At 40.1% G+C, this 17064-nt stretch carries 17 protein-coding genes; 5 read left to right on the plus strand and 12 right to left on the minus strand.

The genetic code is table 11. The annotated features are described in order from the left end of the window. Positions 1 to 55: 55 nt before the first annotated feature. The 5 genes from DFP79_RS12160 to DFP79_RS12180 form a co-directional block, all read right to left on the minus strand. Entirely contained in the window at positions 56 to 1405 is a 1350-nt protein-coding gene (locus DFP79_RS12160; protein ID WP_133504215.1) for a TRAP transporter large permease, read from the minus strand. Positions 1406 to 1413: 8 nt separating this feature from the next. After that, positions 1414 to 2046, minus strand: coding sequence for a TRAP transporter small permease subunit (locus DFP79_RS12165; protein ID WP_133504216.1), 633 nt, complete (start codon positions 2044 to 2046; stop codon positions 1414 to 1416). A gap of 250 nt (positions 2047 to 2296) precedes the next feature. Then, positions 2297 to 3370 carry a TRAP transporter substrate-binding protein gene (locus DFP79_RS12170; RefSeq protein ID WP_133504217.1) on the minus strand — a complete coding sequence of 358 codons (1074 nt, stop codon included), beginning with the start codon at positions 3368 to 3370 and terminating at the stop codon, positions 2297 to 2299. Between the two features lie 217 nt (positions 3371 to 3587). Then, positions 3588 to 4874 carry an MFS transporter gene (locus DFP79_RS12175; protein WP_133504218.1) on the minus strand — a complete coding sequence of 429 codons (1287 nt, stop codon included), beginning with the start codon at positions 4872 to 4874 and terminating at the stop codon, positions 3588 to 3590. 15 nt (positions 4875 to 4889) lie between these two features. After that, positions 4890 to 5822: an aKG-HExxH-type peptide beta-hydroxylase gene (locus DFP79_RS12180; protein ID WP_166637699.1), complete on the minus strand. Its 933-nt coding sequence runs from the start codon at positions 5820 to 5822 to the stop codon at positions 4890 to 4892. 400 nt (positions 5823 to 6222) lie between these two features. On the opposite strand from DFP79_RS12180, the gene DFP79_RS12185 reads away from it, so the two are divergent. Then, positions 6223 to 7032 carry a helix-turn-helix transcriptional regulator gene (locus DFP79_RS12185; protein WP_166637700.1) on the plus strand — a complete coding sequence of 270 codons (810 nt, stop codon included), beginning with the start codon at positions 6223 to 6225 and terminating at the stop codon, positions 7030 to 7032. 232 nt (positions 7033 to 7264) lie between these two features. Here the strand turns inward: DFP79_RS12185 and DFP79_RS12190 are convergent, their stop codons facing one another. The 5 genes from DFP79_RS12190 to DFP79_RS12210 form a co-directional block, all read right to left on the minus strand. Beyond that, positions 7265 to 8665, minus strand: a complete 1401-nt coding sequence (locus DFP79_RS12190) for an ATP-binding protein (RefSeq protein WP_133504221.1) — start codon at positions 8663 to 8665, stop codon at positions 7265 to 7267. Positions 8666 to 8707: 42 nt separating this feature from the next. Continuing rightward, positions 8708 to 9661 carry a cyanobactin maturation protease PatG family protein gene (locus DFP79_RS12195; protein WP_133504222.1) on the minus strand — a complete coding sequence of 318 codons (954 nt, stop codon included), beginning with the start codon at positions 9659 to 9661 and terminating at the stop codon, positions 8708 to 8710. 23 nt (positions 9662 to 9684) lie between these two features. After that, complete coding sequence (locus tag DFP79_RS12200; RefSeq protein ID WP_133504223.1) at positions 9685 to 10674, minus strand: cyanobactin maturation protease PatG family protein; 990 nt, start codon at positions 10672 to 10674, stop codon at positions 9685 to 9687. Between the two features lie 81 nt (positions 10675 to 10755). Then, complete coding sequence (locus DFP79_RS12205) at positions 10756 to 11664, minus strand: cyanobactin maturation protease PatG family protein (RefSeq protein ID WP_133504224.1); 909 nt, start codon at positions 11662 to 11664, stop codon at positions 10756 to 10758. Positions 11665 to 11717: 53 nt separating this feature from the next. After that, on the minus strand, positions 11718 to 12128 hold the full coding sequence (locus DFP79_RS12210) for a hypothetical protein (RefSeq protein WP_133504225.1): 411 nt from the start codon (positions 12126 to 12128) through the stop codon (positions 11718 to 11720). A 336-nt stretch (positions 12129 to 12464) separates the two neighbouring features. Here DFP79_RS12210 and DFP79_RS12215 point away from each other — a divergent pair, with 336 nt between their 5' ends. Next, a complete protein-coding gene (locus DFP79_RS12215) occupies positions 12465 to 12875 on the plus strand; it encodes an eCIS core domain-containing protein (RefSeq protein WP_133504226.1) in 411 nt (136 codons plus the stop codon). Positions 12876 to 12965: 90 nt separating this feature from the next. Here the strand turns inward: DFP79_RS12215 and DFP79_RS12220 are convergent, their stop codons facing one another. Further along, a complete protein-coding gene (locus tag DFP79_RS12220; RefSeq protein WP_133504227.1) occupies positions 12966 to 13706 on the minus strand; it encodes a helix-turn-helix domain-containing protein in 741 nt (246 codons plus the stop codon). A gap of 136 nt (positions 13707 to 13842) precedes the next feature. Between DFP79_RS12220 and DFP79_RS12225 the strand changes: the two genes are divergently transcribed. Together DFP79_RS12225 and DFP79_RS12230 are read left to right on the plus strand one after the other, a co-directional pair. Further along, a complete protein-coding gene (locus tag DFP79_RS12225) occupies positions 13843 to 14172 on the plus strand; it encodes a hypothetical protein (protein WP_133504228.1) in 330 nt (109 codons plus the stop codon). A 92-nt stretch (positions 14173 to 14264) separates the two neighbouring features. Then, entirely contained in the window at positions 14265 to 15071 is an 807-nt protein-coding gene (locus DFP79_RS12230; protein ID WP_133504229.1) for a DUF2145 domain-containing protein, read from the plus strand. Positions 15072 to 15170: 99 nt separating this feature from the next. Here DFP79_RS12230 and DFP79_RS12235 read toward each other — a convergent pair whose 3' ends face one another. Then, the gene (locus DFP79_RS12235) at positions 15171 to 15893 is read right to left on the minus strand and encodes a hypothetical protein (protein ID WP_133504230.1); all 723 of its coding nucleotides are present in this window, start codon (positions 15891 to 15893) and stop codon (positions 15171 to 15173) included. A gap of 867 nt (positions 15894 to 16760) precedes the next feature. On the opposite strand from DFP79_RS12235, the gene DFP79_RS18195 reads away from it, so the two are divergent. Beyond that, a complete protein-coding gene (locus DFP79_RS18195; protein WP_133504473.1) occupies positions 16761 to 17054 on the plus strand; it encodes a helix-turn-helix domain-containing protein in 294 nt (97 codons plus the stop codon). Positions 17055 to 17064 lie beyond the last annotated feature (10 nt).

Genomic DNA, 17064 nt, shown 5'->3' on the forward strand with positions numbered 1-17064 from the left:
ATACAACAAGGGCGACTCCTGAGTTTTGTCTTAGAGTCGCCTTTTTGGTTAATACCTAATAAGCAATTTTAGGCAACCAAGTCACAATGCCTTCCCAATAAAAAACGATAGCGAGCCCAAGTAGCTGAATTAAAATAAACGGAATTACACCGCGGTAAATATGGCCAAGGCGAATTCCGATAGGAGCAACTCCTTTTAGATAAAAGAGCGCAAAGCCGACCGGAGGTGTTAAGAAAGAGGTTTGCAGACACACGGCAAACAATATCGTAAACCACACGAGATCAAACCCTAACCCTGACACGACTGGAGCAACTAATGGCAAGATTATTAAGGTAAGCTCGATCCAATCTAAGAAAAATCCAAGAATAAAGGTCACAAACAATATGGTGATCACGATACCTGTTGGGCCAAACGGCAAGCTGGTTAAAGCGCCTTCGATTATTTCATCCCCACCTAAGCCCCGAAATACCAACGAAAACGCGGTTGCACCGAGAAGTAGGGCAAATATAAAGGCCGTCGTCTTAGTAGTTTCACGTCCGACTTCACGAAGCACTTTTACATTTAGCCGTTTCTTGCTCAATGCTAAAAGCGTTGCACCAAATGCACCGACACCAGATGCTTCTGTAGGGGTAGCAATACCGAAGAAAATGGAACCAAGCACAGCAAGAATAAGACCAGCAGTAGGCAATACGGCTTTAAAAACGTTCCAAAGAATAGCGTATGTTACTCTTTCACTGTCTTTTGGCGCAGGCGCTGCATGTGGCTTCAGCCACGCATAGATCATGATATAAGCAACATACATTGCCGCCAGTAAAAGCCCCGGTAATAAGGCACCGAGGAACAAGTCGCCGACGGGAATGCCTACACGATCTCCCATCATTACCAACATAATGCTGGGTGGAATTAAAATCCCTAGAGTCCCCGTTGAACAAACGGTGCCACAGGCGAGTTCTTTACTGTAGCCTTCACGTAACATCATTGGAATGCCGAGCACCGCCAACAAAACGACAGATGCACCGATAATTCCGGTTGATGCTGCTAAAAGAAGACCAACAAAGGTTACGGTAACGGCAAGGCCGCCGCGCACTCTACCAAACAATCTCGCCAAATTGCCCATAAGATCTTCAGCAACACCGGATCGATCCAACATCAATCCCATGAAGACGAACATGGGTAACGCAACCAACACCCAGTTTGTCATCACGGCCCAAATGCGTTGAACCGTAATTGATACATAATTCCAATCCACACCGATAAAAGCGTCTAACCAATAATCGGCTGCCATAGAGATAACAGCGAACACGATCGCAATGCCGCCCAATACCCAAGCAACCGGAAAGCCGCTGAATAGACAAACAATAAAAGTCGCAAACATTGAGATAGCGAGAACTTCGTTGATTTCCATGATCTCTCCTAGGGATGGGTTGAAGTAGGTTGAATGTCAGATCGCTTACGATGAAAAAGCAAAGCAAGCACACGAGAGAGACGGGATATGGTCGCCAGTGCTAATAAAACGAAGCCCACTAAGAGACTCGATTTGATCACCCATCGGTAAGGCAAACCGCCGGGCGCGGAGGAAATTTCATGCATTTCCCATGAATAACTAATAAAGGGAACCGAATACCAAATCACCGTACAGGTAAACGGCAAGAGAAGAAGTAATATTCCGAACAGCTCAATCCACGATTTGGTTCGCAAACTTAAATGACCGTGTATCAAATCCACTCGAACGTGTTGATCATAAGCAAAACAATAGGACAGGCCAATAAGCCATCCAACTGCGTAGAAATGCCATTGAAGTTCCTCAAATTCAATACGGCCTTCACCCAAGGCATAACGCATAAACACATTGAGGATGATGATTCCCATAAGTAGGATCCAAATCCAAGAAGCGGCATTGCCGATGGCTTTCAATACGCCGTCTATTTGCTTGGAAAGGGCAGTTTCCGGCAATTGAGCGTTTGATGACAGAGAGCTAGAAGGCTGAGAGTCTGAATCATTATTAGAGCTGAGATTTTCAGCCTTGTCGTTAGGGGTGAGTTGCATAATATCCTCCTGAATTATTACGGCCAAATAACACTGATATTCCCTCGCCCATTTCCTGTGCAAAGTGACGAAAAGAGATCACTTCACTCGGCTAGGATAAGCATCAAGGGCGTTAGGCATGTTAGAAAACGCAGAAGTTAGGTCATTAGAGAAAGAAAAATCCCGCCTCTAATGACTACCCTTTAACTTATTCGTTGTTTACTAGCGGTTAACTAGGCCGTTTATGGAAATGGAACCAGTGATTTGAAAACTAAAGATCTAAAGGAAGGTACGCGAGTTTACGCCACGCTTTATATTCTGCTCTAAAGCTCTGTTGAGAATCGTAGATCTTTTTAAAATCTTCGTCTTGTGCAGAAAGCTCTGACATGACTTGATTCGTGATGTTCTTCAGACCGGTAAGCATTTCTGAGTTCAGTGTCTGAGTTTTAATTCCTTTTTCTTTTAACTCAGTGAGGACTTTACCTTGGATCGCTTCGCCGTGAGTCAGCGCGCGGAATGTACTTGCTGTGCAAGCCATATCAATGGTTGCTTTAGTGGAACTGGCAAGGTCATCCCAAACATCTTTGTTAATGACTAAATGGGAGGCTGTAAAGGTTTGATGCCAACCGGGGAAATAGTTGTTTTTCGCAACTTTATCGAAGCCCATGATCTTATCTATCGCAGGCATGGAAAATTCCGTTGCATCGATCGCGCCTTTTTCAAGTGCAGGAAAAATTTCGCCGCTTGGCAGAACGGTTACGGACGCACCTGCTTTTTGAAGGACTTTCCCCCCTAAACCCGCAAAGCGAATTTTAAGACCTTGAAGGTCTTCCATGGCATTGACTTCTTTTTTGAACCAGCCAGCAGTCTCGGGTCCAATAATGCTACACAATACGGGGTGTACATTGTGTTTGGCGTACAAGTTTTCGGCTAAATTTTTACCTTCACCCTCATACCACCATGCGGAATATTCCCAAGGTTCCATGCCAAACGGGACAGCGGATAACAGAGCAGAAGCAGGAATTCGACCTTGATCGTAACCTAGCCATGCATAACCCGCATCGAGTTGGTGGTTTCTGACAGCCTCGGTGATGCTAAAAGGAGGAACAATTTTTCCCGGCTCATAGACCTTAAATTGTATTTGGCCGTCGGTCGCGGCTTTGAGTTGTTTAGCAACATGTACGATGGGATCCCCTAATCCTGGGAGATGCGTTCCAAATACAGCTTGGACTTTCCAACGAATTTTATCTTCAGCAGCGAAAGTGGAGGTGGCAGTGGTAGCGAGAAGTGTTGACACGGCAGCGGCAACACAGGTTTGTTTAACCAACGTTTGAATGCGGAGCATGACTGGTTTCCTTGTAAGTGTCCGAGAATTTTCTCAGTATTATTTTTATTGTCCTACACAGATGTATCCTTTCGATACGATTGCTATCATTATGTACATCTTCACTACAGTCAACTTAGCCTTTAGTCTATAGTGAGATAAATATTATCGTTATTAAGCTAATTATTCCTAAATTCAGATAATAAGTGCGACACTGGTCTTCACCACAAGAACAAGCTTAGGTTTCTTTCAAGTTAATGCTTTTGTCTGCTTCATTAGGAAGGCAAAATAAGCTTGCGTAAGCCCCCTCAAGCTCGTCTTCTTCCATGGATAATAGATGTTCCATTTTGGGTATATGAATAATGAACTGTGAGACGACTAATAAAATAAGGCCAAAAGCAAAAAGGAGGCTTTGCAATGAATAGGATTCAATCCAATTTCCCATTAATAAGAAACCCAATGGAGTAGAAGACAGTATTGTCAGTATATGGATCGTTTGTAATCGACTACGGTATTGTTTAGGGATAGCAATTGAACGAACAGACTCGACACAAATATTACAGACAATAATAGAGAGTCCCAAAAATAATAATGCTCCGCCCCAAACAATATAGTTATCAAATAATGCAAGTAACAAAATGGATATTCCCATAAATGAGAATGAGCTTTTCACCAAAGTCATTTTTTTAACGCCAATATAAATTAATTTTTTTTGTACATATAAAGCCCCCAAGATTACGCCAAAAGAGATACAAACCTCATAGAAAACGACATATCCCCCGTCTTTCATAAGAATGTGAGAGACGAAAAACGGAATGGCAATACTGATAATAGGGGCGACAATGAAATTTGCTAAAGAAGCCGCGAGGTTCCAGTAAAATTCAGATTTATATTTATAGGTTAAAATAAAACTCTCTTTTATTTCTCTCATATATGTTAAAGATTCTGACCTAATTATGGGCTTTTCTTTGGCTACATTTAAAAATAACAATATCAATTGAGAGACGATGGACAAAGTGGTTGCTAAAACTACCGCTACGTATAAACCAAGCATATCTAATGAGATGATACCTACAGAAATACCAATTAGAGACCCTATAGATTGTAAAAAAAAAGTATATTGATATGCTAAATCCAAGTTCTTTTTTTCAACAATATCTGGAAGTATCGCATTTGCAAGTGGTGGGTAAATAGCATCGCAGCACCCTAAAAATATCACAATGGCATAGAACAATGGTACATAGATATTTTTTTGATTAATCATGTATACGGCTATAAAAAAACCGACTAAAGCCAGTGAGTTGGCATAAAAAATCAACTTTCTTTTTTCAAATCGGTCGCCTAACGGAGACAATATTGTACCGAATACTATCTTAGATAAGAAATATGTAGCATAGATAGATGAAGCTTCATCAGGAGAAGAAACGTAACTTATAGAAAACCATATAAAAATGCTAATAAGCATTTTATTAGCCGTAGTGGATAATGTTTCGCTTATCCTTAAGATCCAAAATCCGTTTTTCATAATAAAAACTCTTTTTTAAGTGATGTTACGCACTTGTTTGGCACATTGATTAAAAAGAAATTCTCCATAGTGGGTAAATACTGCATTTTTTTTCATTATATTATGAGTTTGATAAAACTTATCAATAGTAGATTGCAGCCTATTTTCTCGTTCTTCTTCAAAATCAAGTGAAAAATTTGCTTTACCTAGTTTTGAAAGAATGCTTATAATTCTACACATCACAAAATAAGCATGATACAGACCATCCATAGGTCTGAGATCGGCACGATATGGGGCTTTATATTTCTCTTCAGCAGGGTTTAGAGTTAGCTCATCATAAGATTGTGCAGTATATAAAACAACATGAGAAAGTTCATGAATAATATGTTCAATATAGAAGAGGATTGAGTTTTTTCTATTCGCATTAATCAAGATAAGACCAAATAAATTAAAACTTGCAGCTGATCTGATATAGTTCCCCTCACTATGACCTGTTAATATTATTTCATCTATATAGCTTTCTAATTCAAAGCGGAGCTTAGGTGATATTTCTTCAATTATCATTAAAGCTCTCGAGAGCTTTTTTCTTTCTTCTTTTTGATTTTCACGAACCGTCCCTACTTCTATACTTTTATCTTTATGCAAAAACAGTTCGTTTTCAATTAACTCAATTTTATTTTTTGACGAAATGTCAAAATTCAATTCGCTTATGGATAGACTTTTAAATTCTTTGTAATTTTCTAATGAATCTACCAAGAATTTCTTTCCTAATTTTATATCATTTAGTTCTAATGAATATATGCATTTGTTATAGTAACCATACGACAACCAGCTTGGTTTTTTTGATGTATCAACTTTTTTATCAAGACCTGTTTCAGAAATTAAATAGTCGAGAGATCGGTTTAATAAAGCATGATGGCTGGCTACTCTTTCCGCTATATTATAATTTTCTGAACTAAGATCTATCATATTTACCCCCAAATTAATAGAGGTAGCTTTATTCAAGCCACCTCTATTTTTATTTATAATTGATCATTTACTGTGACCGCTGTCATAGAAATGCTTTTTGTTCTAAGTAGCTTTGAATAATCTAATTTCATAGTGTGCTCCTTGTTTTAATGAAAACGTCTCAATCTAGGTGACAACTCAATTTAGAGTCGACTATTTCATTATCTTACTACTAAAAACTATTGAAATAATAAAAAGTATCCTTTTTCTATATAATTTATAAACTTTATCGAGTTGACATTTGTTTTGTTTTGAGGTGAGGGGTGTGAGGGCCAAATTTAAAATTTCTATTGTCAGGCACTTCTTATAGGCTGTAGTATTAATAGCGTATAGACATGGGATGGAGACCTCAGGAATCGTTATGGCGAAAAAGAATAGTAGTCAAGGAGCACACTTCGACTTCCGTCCAATTATCCTTGATTTTCCAACGATGGAAGTTGATGAAAAAAAGAACTTTGCGAGTAATTTAAGGTCTTGTCGTCAATCATTAAGATTAACAAGAGAAAAAATGGCATCTGAACTAGGTGTCTCTATACATCAATATCGAAAATACGAAGAAGGAAAAGATTGGATGAGAATGCATGCAGCTATGCGACTCACTCTTATTTATGGAATTCCTTTTACTGCATTATTTACCGGAGGATGTTATAGTGATCTTTGCCCACCTGCTAACACTTTAAGAAAATGGCTAGATATTCAAATATATTCTTCTCGAAGCCAAAGCGCAGAGTTTGCAATGTTTATTTCTTTGCTAAATCAAAAATATTCCGATAATCCTATAGAATACGAAGAAATAGATAGTTGGCCGACAGATAGCCAAATTTGGCAAGAACTTCCTTACTATTATTCTATTGTAGGACAGGGGTTGAAACACTTTCGCTCCGAAAATAAGATTTCACAACAAGAACTTTCAGAGCTATTAGGAGTGGAATATCGAACTATAGGTCGTTATGAAAATGACAAGCAGAGCAATTTTAGTGTAATAATGGCGCTTCGGTTTTTGGCCGGGTGTGGCGTCTCTCCATTGCAGTTAATACAGAATTCGAAGCTATATCAAAGAAGAGTTTTACAATCTGAACGAATAAATAGGCTACAGATTTGGATGAAAACTCTTTCAGATAATAAGCAATATAACGTTTCTAGAATTGCAAAAATTTTATCCAATATTTAGAGGTCATAAATTATTATAAATATATTGGCTGAGTTAACTCATTAGATATTATTTTAAGCTGCTTATACGCAGACATTTTCTTACTCTGGGGAAAACCTTGAGAGACAAGAAGGAAACTGAGGTTGAACTAAAAGAGTTTGCTTTTCTTCCATAAAATAATTCACGTCGTAAAGTAATCCAACACGAACACGAACACGAACACGAGCTACTTTAGAGAGTGCATACAAATTATTTAAAATCGGCTGAGTGCATTATTTCGCTCATCATTCCCTAACTGCTGCTGAATGCCGGCATTGATGTCTTTCGCTAATATCACAGTGCGATCATCACAGACTGCCTTTAACGACGTATAGCGAATCACATTCATAATAGCGGCAGCAGAAAGTTCATGAGCCTTAGCGATATGCGATAAGTCTATGGAGCTTTCTAGCGATGATTTATCCGAAAAGCCGGATTTCCAAAGGGATAAACGCTGTGCTGCATCGGGCAGTTTAAAATAAACAACCGCTTCAAACCGCCGAAAAAAGGCTTCATCGAGGTTGTTCTTATAATTAGAAGCCAAGATGACCACACCATTAAAAGCTTCTATTCGTTGCAACAAGTAGGCAACGTTTTGGTTTGCAAATTGGTCATTTGCGCTGTTGCTTTCAGTTCGCTTACCAAACAAAGCATCGGCTTCATCAAAAAATAAAATCCATGATTTGTCCTCAGCCATTGAGAATACTTTTTCAAGGTTTTTCTCGGTTTCACCAATGTACTTAGAGGTGATTAAGGATAAATCGACTTGGTAAACATCAGACCCTGTAGATTCCCCTAACAAGCACGCCGCCATGGTTTTTCCCGTTCCAGGCTGACCGTGAAACAAAGCTCGATAGCCGGGACGAATTTTATTGCCAAACCCCCAATCTTGTTTCAATTTATGACCGTGTTTAATCCAACCTCTAATATCTTCCAATTGCTCCATGGTTGCGTCGGGCAAGTTAAGATCTTGCCATCGTTTACCTGATACAACCCGTTTCGCAGGAAAGTCTTGCGATAAATCAGGGCGATAAGGCTCTGAAATGGTAAATAGATGCAAATATTCATCTTTTACCTGAAAAGGTATTTTCATCAATGAGACATCGTCAGATTCGCCTTTTAGTTGCAACAGTTTAAAAGCGGCCGATTGAGCTTGCTGATACAATTGCTTTTGAATATTGAAGCGATCTTCTAACGCATCGCAACCAATCAAAAATGCCAATGTTTCACCGGTCGCATAAATACAGCCACCTAACTCCTGACAGCCAAACTCAGTATATGGGCGTTCTGTTGCCTCATTTTTATATAAAAATACATCCAACACACTGGGTTTTACAGCGGGCAATAAAGCCAACACAAGAGCAAGACGCTCAACAAAGGTTAGGTTGGCTTGTTGCAAATAAAGCCCATAAGGGGAGTTGTATGACGCAACGTTCGGGGCGATTACTTCTGAAACACCGCTGTAGGAGGTTTCTTGATTAAAATAGAGGTTTAAACGCACGTTAATAATCTGTTCACACCAAGCGATGTCTGTCGTTAGATCTTTCGCATTCCATTGCAAATCGCTTAACGCGACAGACGGCTTTTTGATAGGTGTTACATTAAAATTGACCATGCGTACTCCAATACTGATATGTTTTGTTCATGCTATCGATTGCTAACCAAAGTAGCGCGTCATTCCCTGTTGTAAGGTCGGGTATTCAATGCTTACGTCGACGCGGCAAAACCAACGGCTGCGCAACTCACTTGAGTTTCCTTTAAACTCAAAAACAATCTGATAGATTTGTTGTTGGCCTTGCAGTTTATATGGCTCATAGAAAACGTCTTCAATCGTAAAACCTAGTGGGTCGTGGCTATCATGATCAAACCCACCGTTAAGCATTTTATAGGCGACGGCGTAAATGTCAGGGTAATTCCAACATGCGTAATTTAGTGCTCGTTCTGCATCATTAATTCCCAAATTATGGGTATGGGATAAAATGGGCTCTACTACGTTATGGGTTAATAAACTGGGTTCAAACGGATCATTAGGCGCATATTTTTTAAGAGCTTCATTGATACCAGACATTAAGAACTTACGCGGTTTATACATAATATGTTCGCAGAGTAATTTAGGCTGCTTTTGAAACCCGACAAGCTCTTCACTTAATTTCCCTACAGCGATGTGTAAATCTAATGGATCTGATTTTGGCGATAGGCTCGAAATCAATTCATTTAAACAAGCTTCGGATGCAGGCACGAGCTGGTACGTATCTGCGCCATCTATGTCCAAAAACCATTCAATTTCGCGTGCTAAATGACGATTCTCACTTAAACACAGTAATGGGTAGAGGTTTTCTGCTGTAAGTTCCAGAGGCTCATTTAAATTTTTACTTAAGTGAGTACTTTTTCCCCCTTGGATTAACTGCCTAAACGCATGTGCAATGCTGTCACTCTCGACTTTAGGGTTTATAAGACCCGCGACATAACAATACACTGGCTCGCTGCTCATCCTCTGCGCTACAGCTTGATTATGCTCATTACTGGGCGCACTTTGAGCCGTTAATTGCAGTGTATTATTTGGTGAAGTTGGCATACTTTTTTGAGAGATCGTGTTTTGTAAATTCGACATAATATGATTCCTGCTTAACGTTGCTAATTTTGAGGCTCACCAAAAATTAATTCAGAACAGCTAAAAGGGTAGAGTTCCGTCACATCAATATTGATGTGCTGCTTTTCGACACGTTTACTATCAGGATTTAGGTAAGAAAAAATCAACGTCATAACCTGTCGTTCGCCGCTACTCACATCACTGATCGCCTCGATTTGTTCAAACTCAATGCCTTCTTTGTTGTGCGCTAACATTGGGGCAGTAAACACCTTGTATAAACTGGTGCATTTTAAGCTTAAGTAATTGAGTGCTCTCTGCGCAGGCAAATTGCCTTCGTTCCGACAAAACTTCAACATACTGTTAAAAAGTGGTTTTATTTTGCTCAATTCAACATCAGTTTGCTGGCTCAAGACCTGACAATAATCGTCTACTGTCGAGCTTTGAATTTGATGTACATAGGCCATTCTCATGATGCGGCCGCCACATAAATGGTCGGAAGCATAACCGCCTAACTGAGCGATAACATACTCAAATTGTTGTGTAGAATTCGGCTGCAAGGCTTTAATAAATGCGTTTAATAATGCTGGCGTTTTTGCATGCAATACATAGCAATCTGTACCGTCAATGTTCAGCACCCAACACATTTTTTTGGCTAGAAAAAGATGCTCTGGCATGCTCAATACTTCAAATAGACTTTTCGACTCAGCATGAGGACCAAACTGTTGGAAAGCCACTTCCTTATAAAGCTTTTCCACACTGGAAGAAGGGAACTGTGCTTGAATACGACCCAAAGCGTAAAGGTAAGAGGGCGTATCGATGGCCTCTGTTTCGGGCTCAGCTTCGAGGGCTTCTTCAGTATGTTGCTCTGTCGTCTTTTCTGTGGAAATTGGTAGATCTGACTGGTTGTCGGTGTCACCATCTTGCACTTTCTGCACGGTATTGTTTGTTGCGGTAGAGCTTTCAGATTGAGCGACATGCACAATCTCACTGGGCTCTACAGTTATATCGCTGGGGTTTGTTTGATCCTGAATCATAATTATTCCTGTTGAAGCATTATTAAATAACAAGCGACTCGAACGAGTGTCTTTTTAGACTAATAATTAGCAGCGAGCTGTTTAAGGACTAGGGCAATAGTGTTCCAAAGGCCGCGTTAAGTAGGGATACTCATGGCTCACATCAATTTGACAGGCTCGTAATATCGTTTGATCAGAACCACGCATCTTGTATTTGTAAATAACATCCACTAATTGCTTTTGACCTTGTAATTTCGCAGGTACGACAAAGGCATCAATAAAGTTATAACTTTTACTGCTGTCACTGCCGTGCTCGGCTAACTGGCCAGCAAACTGATACACGCTCATGCAATTAAGCATGCTGTAATTAAGCGCGATATCGGTTAATTCCCGTCCGGGGTTATTGCTTAAGATCAGCAGTTTTTCAAACATATCCGTCGCTAATGTCTCTTCAATGCCTGTTTCTTGAACTATCCGATTAATGAACTCTTTAAAGGTAAATGCCATTAAAAAATCACAGCGCAATGTCGGCAGTGTTTGACCATTTGTAAGGCTTACATCAGAACCTATTACCCCCGTTACAACATGGTAGGCAATTTCTCCCGGCGTCATCACCAAGCTTTGTATCATTTGCTTAAGTTCCATATCGCTGCGCGCTTGCACTAAATATGAATCTTTTCCATCTACGGTTAATATCCAATCCAGATCATGAGCAAGATCAAAATTCACGTCATCTGACAGTAATTGCTTTGCGCTCGCAGCATCTAACGCTTTTTCACCAGGCAATCTGGCAATACGGTTAAATTCTCGTTGTACGGATTCGGTTGGAAACTGCACCCGCAAACGACCAAAAACATAACCATTTTGAGTTTCTGCAACCGCCGTTTGGTCTATCGCCATCCGTTGGCAAGGCTGTGCTGAATTGTTGGCGATTTGATCCGCAGCCGAAGTACGAGGAACAAAATCTCCGTATCGATACAAGGGCCGTGAAAAGGTATCCAGTGTATTCATTCTCTGTTTTCCTTTTATCAGTGGTTTTTTGATGGGTTCGTTACTTTTATGACTCAACGTCGATAGCGCTTTCTTACACCGGGTCGACTGCGCACTTTGTTTGTTTTATTTTTTGAAACGTAAGGTTCACTTTTCTCAGTAGGGCTGTTTTTATTGCAAATATCATCACAAAGTGGATCCTCATCACTTGTGTCCTCACAAACAAGAGCCTGGTTGTCTGTGGCAACGCTGTTTTTACGATCTAGATTTATGTTATCTACGCTTGCCTCACCCGCCTCATGTTCTTCCTGCTCAGTCAGCTCTGAAACACTGGCACCTTGAATATTTTTCTGACGCAACGGGCTTTGCGGTTCCACAAGGAAATACTTAGGTAAAGCGCTAAGCTGATCATTATGTTCACAACTAAACTGCCTATCTAACACTGAGACTAAGTTTTTGTTACTTCCACTATGGTTATTGACCATTGCATCGCTCGCTGTTTTTTATTCGTCATTGGCGTAATTAATATCGTGCAGTATACGGAGGAGGGGGTAATCATTTCTCATCAAAAAAAACGAAAGACACGGGGGAATAAACGAAGAGATAAAAGGCAGTTCGACTGTAAGTAATAGAGTGAAAAATGAAGCAAAAAGTGGAATGAAAAACGGATTAACGATCTGATAAAAATTAGCGTGATTAGCGGTGTTTTTACTACAAATAACTGAGTTTCTATCTATAAACGCAATTACAGTTCAATGCATGATCATTAGTACAAATTGAGAACACTTAAAAATACAAGTTCATAGGAATAAGGAATCAAGATGAAGGTAATGCCGCAAAAAAGAGAACTGCATGAATATGTCTTGCATAATAATGCCCACCCTAAGTTTGAAAGTCATCATTCTGAGAATCACGGCGTCCCTTTGCCTTACTGCTTACGCATTGGTATGGAGCGATTAAGCGGCTTACCTCTGTCTACTGTTCGGGTATTTTATAACGCTTCAGAGCCTGCAAGTGTGCAAGCCCACGCCTATGCACAGGGCGAGAATATTTATTTAGCCCCCAATCAAGAGCACCACTTGCCCCATGAGTTAGGGCATATCGTGCAGCAAATGAAAGGCATGGTAAAACCAACTAAAACCGTTAATGGTGTGGCGATTAATGACGACCCTTTTTTAGAAAACCATGCGACTGAGTTAGGAGAGCGGGCATTACTATTGGGAAAGTGTTGAGGGACTGCCGCACTTTTTTATGAGATATAGTTTTGAGTTTGACCTTAGTAGAAACTACTAAATTATTCATCGATTAAGTGAGTTGATCAACTATTGCTTAGCGCGTTGTAACGACTTAATAAAATCCGACTCCCACGGTCTCATCGCGAACAACATGCCAGTTCGTTGTCTTTTAGACATAGGCAAAACCGAGTCTTCTTGATTTAGAGCCGACGCTTTGTAAGCGACTTTTTCTAACATTTGTCTGATGATTTCGATAGACGATTCTGAATAACGTCCACTCAGATACAAACGATAATCCCACTTTTCTCCTTTTTTTGCTTTCATGAAGCTCGACAGTATCTCTTGCTCGATAAACGCTTCCAGCGGACCACCCGGTAACCAACGAAAATCATGCGCTATGAGCGAGCGATAATGGTTGTTGGGGAGAAATTCAATGACTTTCAGCTTGTCCAGTTTAGACATGAGCTGAATCCCTTCGTGTTCCGATATGTCGTAAAAATCGATCATTTCCTGAAAAGACCAACTGTCTCTCACACAAATTGCAGCCACGAGTAATTTAGGGGAGGCAAGTAGTTCATTCTCTTGTTCTTGAGTAAGTTGACTGACTTTCTCAGTTTGCTTTTCTGACAAGATAAAGAGATCTGAAAGGGTGATTTTAAGAATGCTGCAAATCTGTTCTAAGCGATCTAACGTGAAACTTTGTGTAGAAAAAATACGCTTTATACTGGCTTCACTCATCTCCAATTGATCGGCAATGTTCTTATAGGTAATTTGCTTTTGTTTAAGCAACAACTTCAAAGTGTGATTGATTTGATGTATCTGGCTCATTTTCACTTCCTGCTGGCAAAGTATCGATAAATAATACCTTTAGTCTTAAATTTATCAACTTTTCATGTTTGAGTTTACCATCGCACAACTGTGCTCTAGATTTTATCTCACCAAACACAAAAACGGAGTTTCAATCATGAAGTTAATTAAACGTTCTACAATTGTCGCTTTATTTACCGCGGTAGTCTGTTCGACATCGTATGCATCTAGCGATCACAGTACTCAAGCAAGCAAACACCTTTCGCTTGGTGCAAGCCATGGTGTTGCATCCGTCGCGCAGCCAGTTAGCGCGGTGGTGGCATCACCAATACTCGTATCTGGAGCCGTAGCAGGTTCGGTAGGTGCGGCTAGCACCCGTGTTGGTGCAACAACTCTAAATGCACATAATAAAATCCCCAGCGCTTTTAATATTACCGAGAAAACCATAACTGCTGGGCCTTCGCCAGATCAAGCCATTCAAGAGTAACATTGATACAACATCGTCGATACAACACCAAGGAATAGCGCCTGACATCTTTAGGTCTACTCCAGTTCAATAATTAACCTAGGGAATGGAATATGAAATTTGTCATTGCTGTTATTACATCGCTCATGATGTCTACTTTTATGCCGGTTACGGTATGGGCCGGAAGCCAATCAAATCAAAACGCTCAGATTTCCGCTGATAGAGTTGTAACCTTTGCAAAAAATGTCGAAAAATATGCTGCCTCACAGCAAGCAAGAGCTTTTATTATTGCAAGAGTAGGTCGCCCAGAAAAAGATCTGCCAAAGGGGATTAATTACACTCATACGGCGGTAGCAATTTATTCGGATATAAAATTGAACGATGGTGAAACGGTTCAGGGATATGCCATTCATAACTTATACCAACTGGATAACGCTAGAGATAAAAGTCAGCTCGTTATGGATTATCCTGTCGACTTTTTTTGGGGGGCAGATACGCTAAAAGCTGGCATCATTATCCCTAATGAAACAGTTCAAACACGGCTGATCGAGCTGTATGCCAACGGCGACGACAAAAAGCTGCATAACAAAAATTATTCAGTCATTGCTAATCCATTTGATTCAGAATTACAAAACTGTACTGAATACACGCTGGATCTCCTTAACGCCGCCATTTATCAAACAACGAACCGAAATCAACTTAAGGCAAACGCGAAGGCCTATTTTGATCCTCAACCTTTAGATGTAAGTCCATTAAAACTGGCGCTTGGCTCTATGTTTGTTAAAGACGTAGCGACAAGAGACCACGATGAAAAAGTTCAGACGACGACCTTTACAACAATTTACCGCTACCTAGACAAGTTTCAATTGGTAAATAAAGGCGTGAGTTTCTACGAAGACCAGCATGTAGTTACGCTTTAGGCCATCCACGTATTTTTTAGAATCGATCCCCATAATGCTCTTTGTAGGTTATTGCGGCGAATGCCAATAAAAACGTCTGTTCGCCGCAATGCTTTCATACTATTGTTCGTAAATTAATTCTGTTTGGTAACCGCGATTCCCGTTTGGTTTGTTGATGTACAAGCGCCAAGCGCCGTGGCGTTTGATTCCAAAAATGCGTGCTTTGTCTCCGTAATCTTTTACGCTTATTTGTGCGCCGCGTGTGATAGATGGCATTTGATCGACAATGTCCAATGCGACTTTATGGAGTGTCTGGACTCGTACTAGATTGGAGTGATCTCTGTTTCTTTGTTGTTTAGCGGAATCGGATTCAAATATTTTTTGAAATGCATTCTGTGGAATAGGGTCAACTTGTATATTTTGATGAACAACAATTAATTTTTCGCCAGCGGAAAAGATAAGAATGCCACACCCAGTCAATTCGGCGGTAAAGAAAAGCTGCGCTTCAGCACCTAATTCAATGGCGTAAGCGTTGTTCGAACCCCATTCGAGGTAATAGGCACGATCTTTACGATAATCACCGATACCGTTGGGTGGCGTTCGGCTGACCCAAATGGCAGAGGTTTGAGGGATGCCGGTATCATCGTATTTAATCGTTACAGGAGTGACACGGCTTTTAGAGTATTTGTAGCGTATTCGATAGGTGCCGCCTTGATCGATAACACGCATGACGGCGTTTTTTACATTCGACAAAGTACCGTTAAAACGCAATTGTGAAACATTTCCACGGCTTAGTAGGCGTACAGGGTCGTTTAGAAATTGCTGATATTGGCGTAAGTCCATTCGTTTTCCTTATTAATTGCCAAAATTCGAGTTTAGTCCGTTCAATCCAGTCCAAGGATTTGATTCTCAAGCATATGTCCGTAGCCGCTAAGGATCAACAAAAAGGAGGGAGGCTGGACGATACGCTCGTACGAAGAACAACATTGGTTTTCGTAAGGGCGGCTTCGTTGTACTTTGTCTGTCTTGTTTGTTGGCCTGAGCAAACATCAAAAGTATTTTAGAAAAAATTTAATGGATGTGACTTAGCGGGTTTGAGTAAGCACTGGATTTGAGTGAATTGAAAAATGTCGGTTCCACTAAATGTGGTACGAACTTCTTATCCCTAAGTTATTGATCTTAATCGATTGATCCTAATTTTGTACCAAATTAGGTGGATACAATAATTTCACTAAATGTGGTACAACACATTAAGAATTACACTAAATGTGGTACAACACATTAAGAATTACACTAAATGTGGTACAACACATTAAGAATTACACTAAATGTGGTACCTAGCGACGTTTGCCCACTAAAAATGGTACGAAGTTGCGTTTTTAGTAGACAAGACAATATTCGTGAACTAATTGAAAGTTAGATATTCGCCCCCTGTACTTTTCGTCAATCAGTTTCAGTCTTTAAGAGATTCTCCAAATCTGCCTATATTGTCACTTATTTGATAGCGTAGGGATTGTCAAATTCTGATCTCCCACACTCAAACTTAATTTATCTATTTTGCGTTTGCTTCGTCATTTCATCAAGGTCAATCGTTTGTTTAAAGAACTTGGTTGTCTACAAGCGAAATTAACTAAGAACTCCTTAGTATCCATATCGCTTCTTTGCTAAGAGAATCTTAGTTCTCGATGTTATTAGAAGAGGGCTAAGGAAATTAGCGTTTTCACTAAAAGGCTTAAAGAAGCGCGAAACAAAATTGGATTGTCCCAAAAACAGCTTGGCATAGAGGCTGGCTTAGATCCCTCTGTAGCCAGTCCTCGGATGAATCAATACGAAAAGGGAACTCATTTGCCCGATGGCAATACCGCGAAAAAAATTTGTGATGCGTTAGGTGTGCCTGTCGCGTTCCTATATTGTGAAGATGATGACCTAGCAAGGGTAGTTGAATCCTTCCACAATCTCTCTGACGAACAAAGGAAACGCATACTTACAGTAGTTGATTTGTGAGTTAGTTCGC

It is taken from the genome of Marinomonas balearica, from assembly GCF_004362145.1.
GTDB classification, from domain to species: Bacteria; Pseudomonadota; Gammaproteobacteria; order Pseudomonadales; family Marinomonadaceae; genus Marinomonas; species Marinomonas balearica.

Coding starts and splice junctions, on each gene's coding strand:
- DFP79_RS12225 (WP_133504228.1), top strand. CDS start 13,843: ATGAAGTTAATTAAACGTTCTACAATTGTCGCTTTATTTACCGCGGTA.
- DFP79_RS12235 (WP_133504230.1), bottom strand. CDS start 15,893: ATGGACTTACGCCAATATCAGCAATTTCTAAACGACCCTGTACGCCTA.
- DFP79_RS12210 (WP_133504225.1), bottom strand. CDS start 12,128: ATGGTCAATAACCATAGTGGAAGTAACAAAAACTTAGTCTCAGTGTTA.
- DFP79_RS12195 (WP_133504222.1), bottom strand. CDS start 9,661: ATGTCGAATTTACAAAACACGATCTCTCAAAAAAGTATGCCAACTTCA.
- DFP79_RS12185 (WP_166637700.1), top strand. CDS start 6,223: ATGGCGAAAAAGAATAGTAGTCAAGGAGCACACTTCGACTTCCGTCCA.
- DFP79_RS12170 (WP_133504217.1), bottom strand. CDS start 3,370: ATGCTCCGCATTCAAACGTTGGTTAAACAAACCTGTGTTGCCGCTGCC.
- DFP79_RS12220 (WP_133504227.1), bottom strand. CDS start 13,706: ATGAGCCAGATACATCAAATCAATCACACTTTGAAGTTGTTGCTTAAA.
- DFP79_RS12215 (WP_133504226.1), top strand. CDS start 12,465: ATGAAGGTAATGCCGCAAAAAAGAGAACTGCATGAATATGTCTTGCAT.
- DFP79_RS12175 (WP_133504218.1), bottom strand. CDS start 4,874: ATGAAAAACGGATTTTGGATCTTAAGGATAAGCGAAACATTATCCACT.
- DFP79_RS12190 (WP_133504221.1), bottom strand. CDS start 8,665: ATGGTCAATTTTAATGTAACACCTATCAAAAAGCCGTCTGTCGCGTTA.
- DFP79_RS12230 (WP_133504229.1), top strand. CDS start 14,265: ATGAAATTTGTCATTGCTGTTATTACATCGCTCATGATGTCTACTTTT.
- DFP79_RS12165 (WP_133504216.1), bottom strand. CDS start 2,046: ATGCAACTCACCCCTAACGACAAGGCTGAAAATCTCAGCTCTAATAAT.
- DFP79_RS12205 (WP_133504224.1), bottom strand. CDS start 11,664: ATGAATACACTGGATACCTTTTCACGGCCCTTGTATCGATACGGAGAT.
- DFP79_RS12200 (WP_133504223.1), bottom strand. CDS start 10,674: ATGATTCAGGATCAAACAAACCCCAGCGATATAACTGTAGAGCCCAGT.
- DFP79_RS12160 (WP_133504215.1), bottom strand. CDS start 1,405: ATGGAAATCAACGAAGTTCTCGCTATCTCAATGTTTGCGACTTTTATT.
- DFP79_RS12180 (WP_166637699.1), bottom strand. CDS start 5,822: ATGATAGATCTTAGTTCAGAAAATTATAATATAGCGGAAAGAGTAGCC.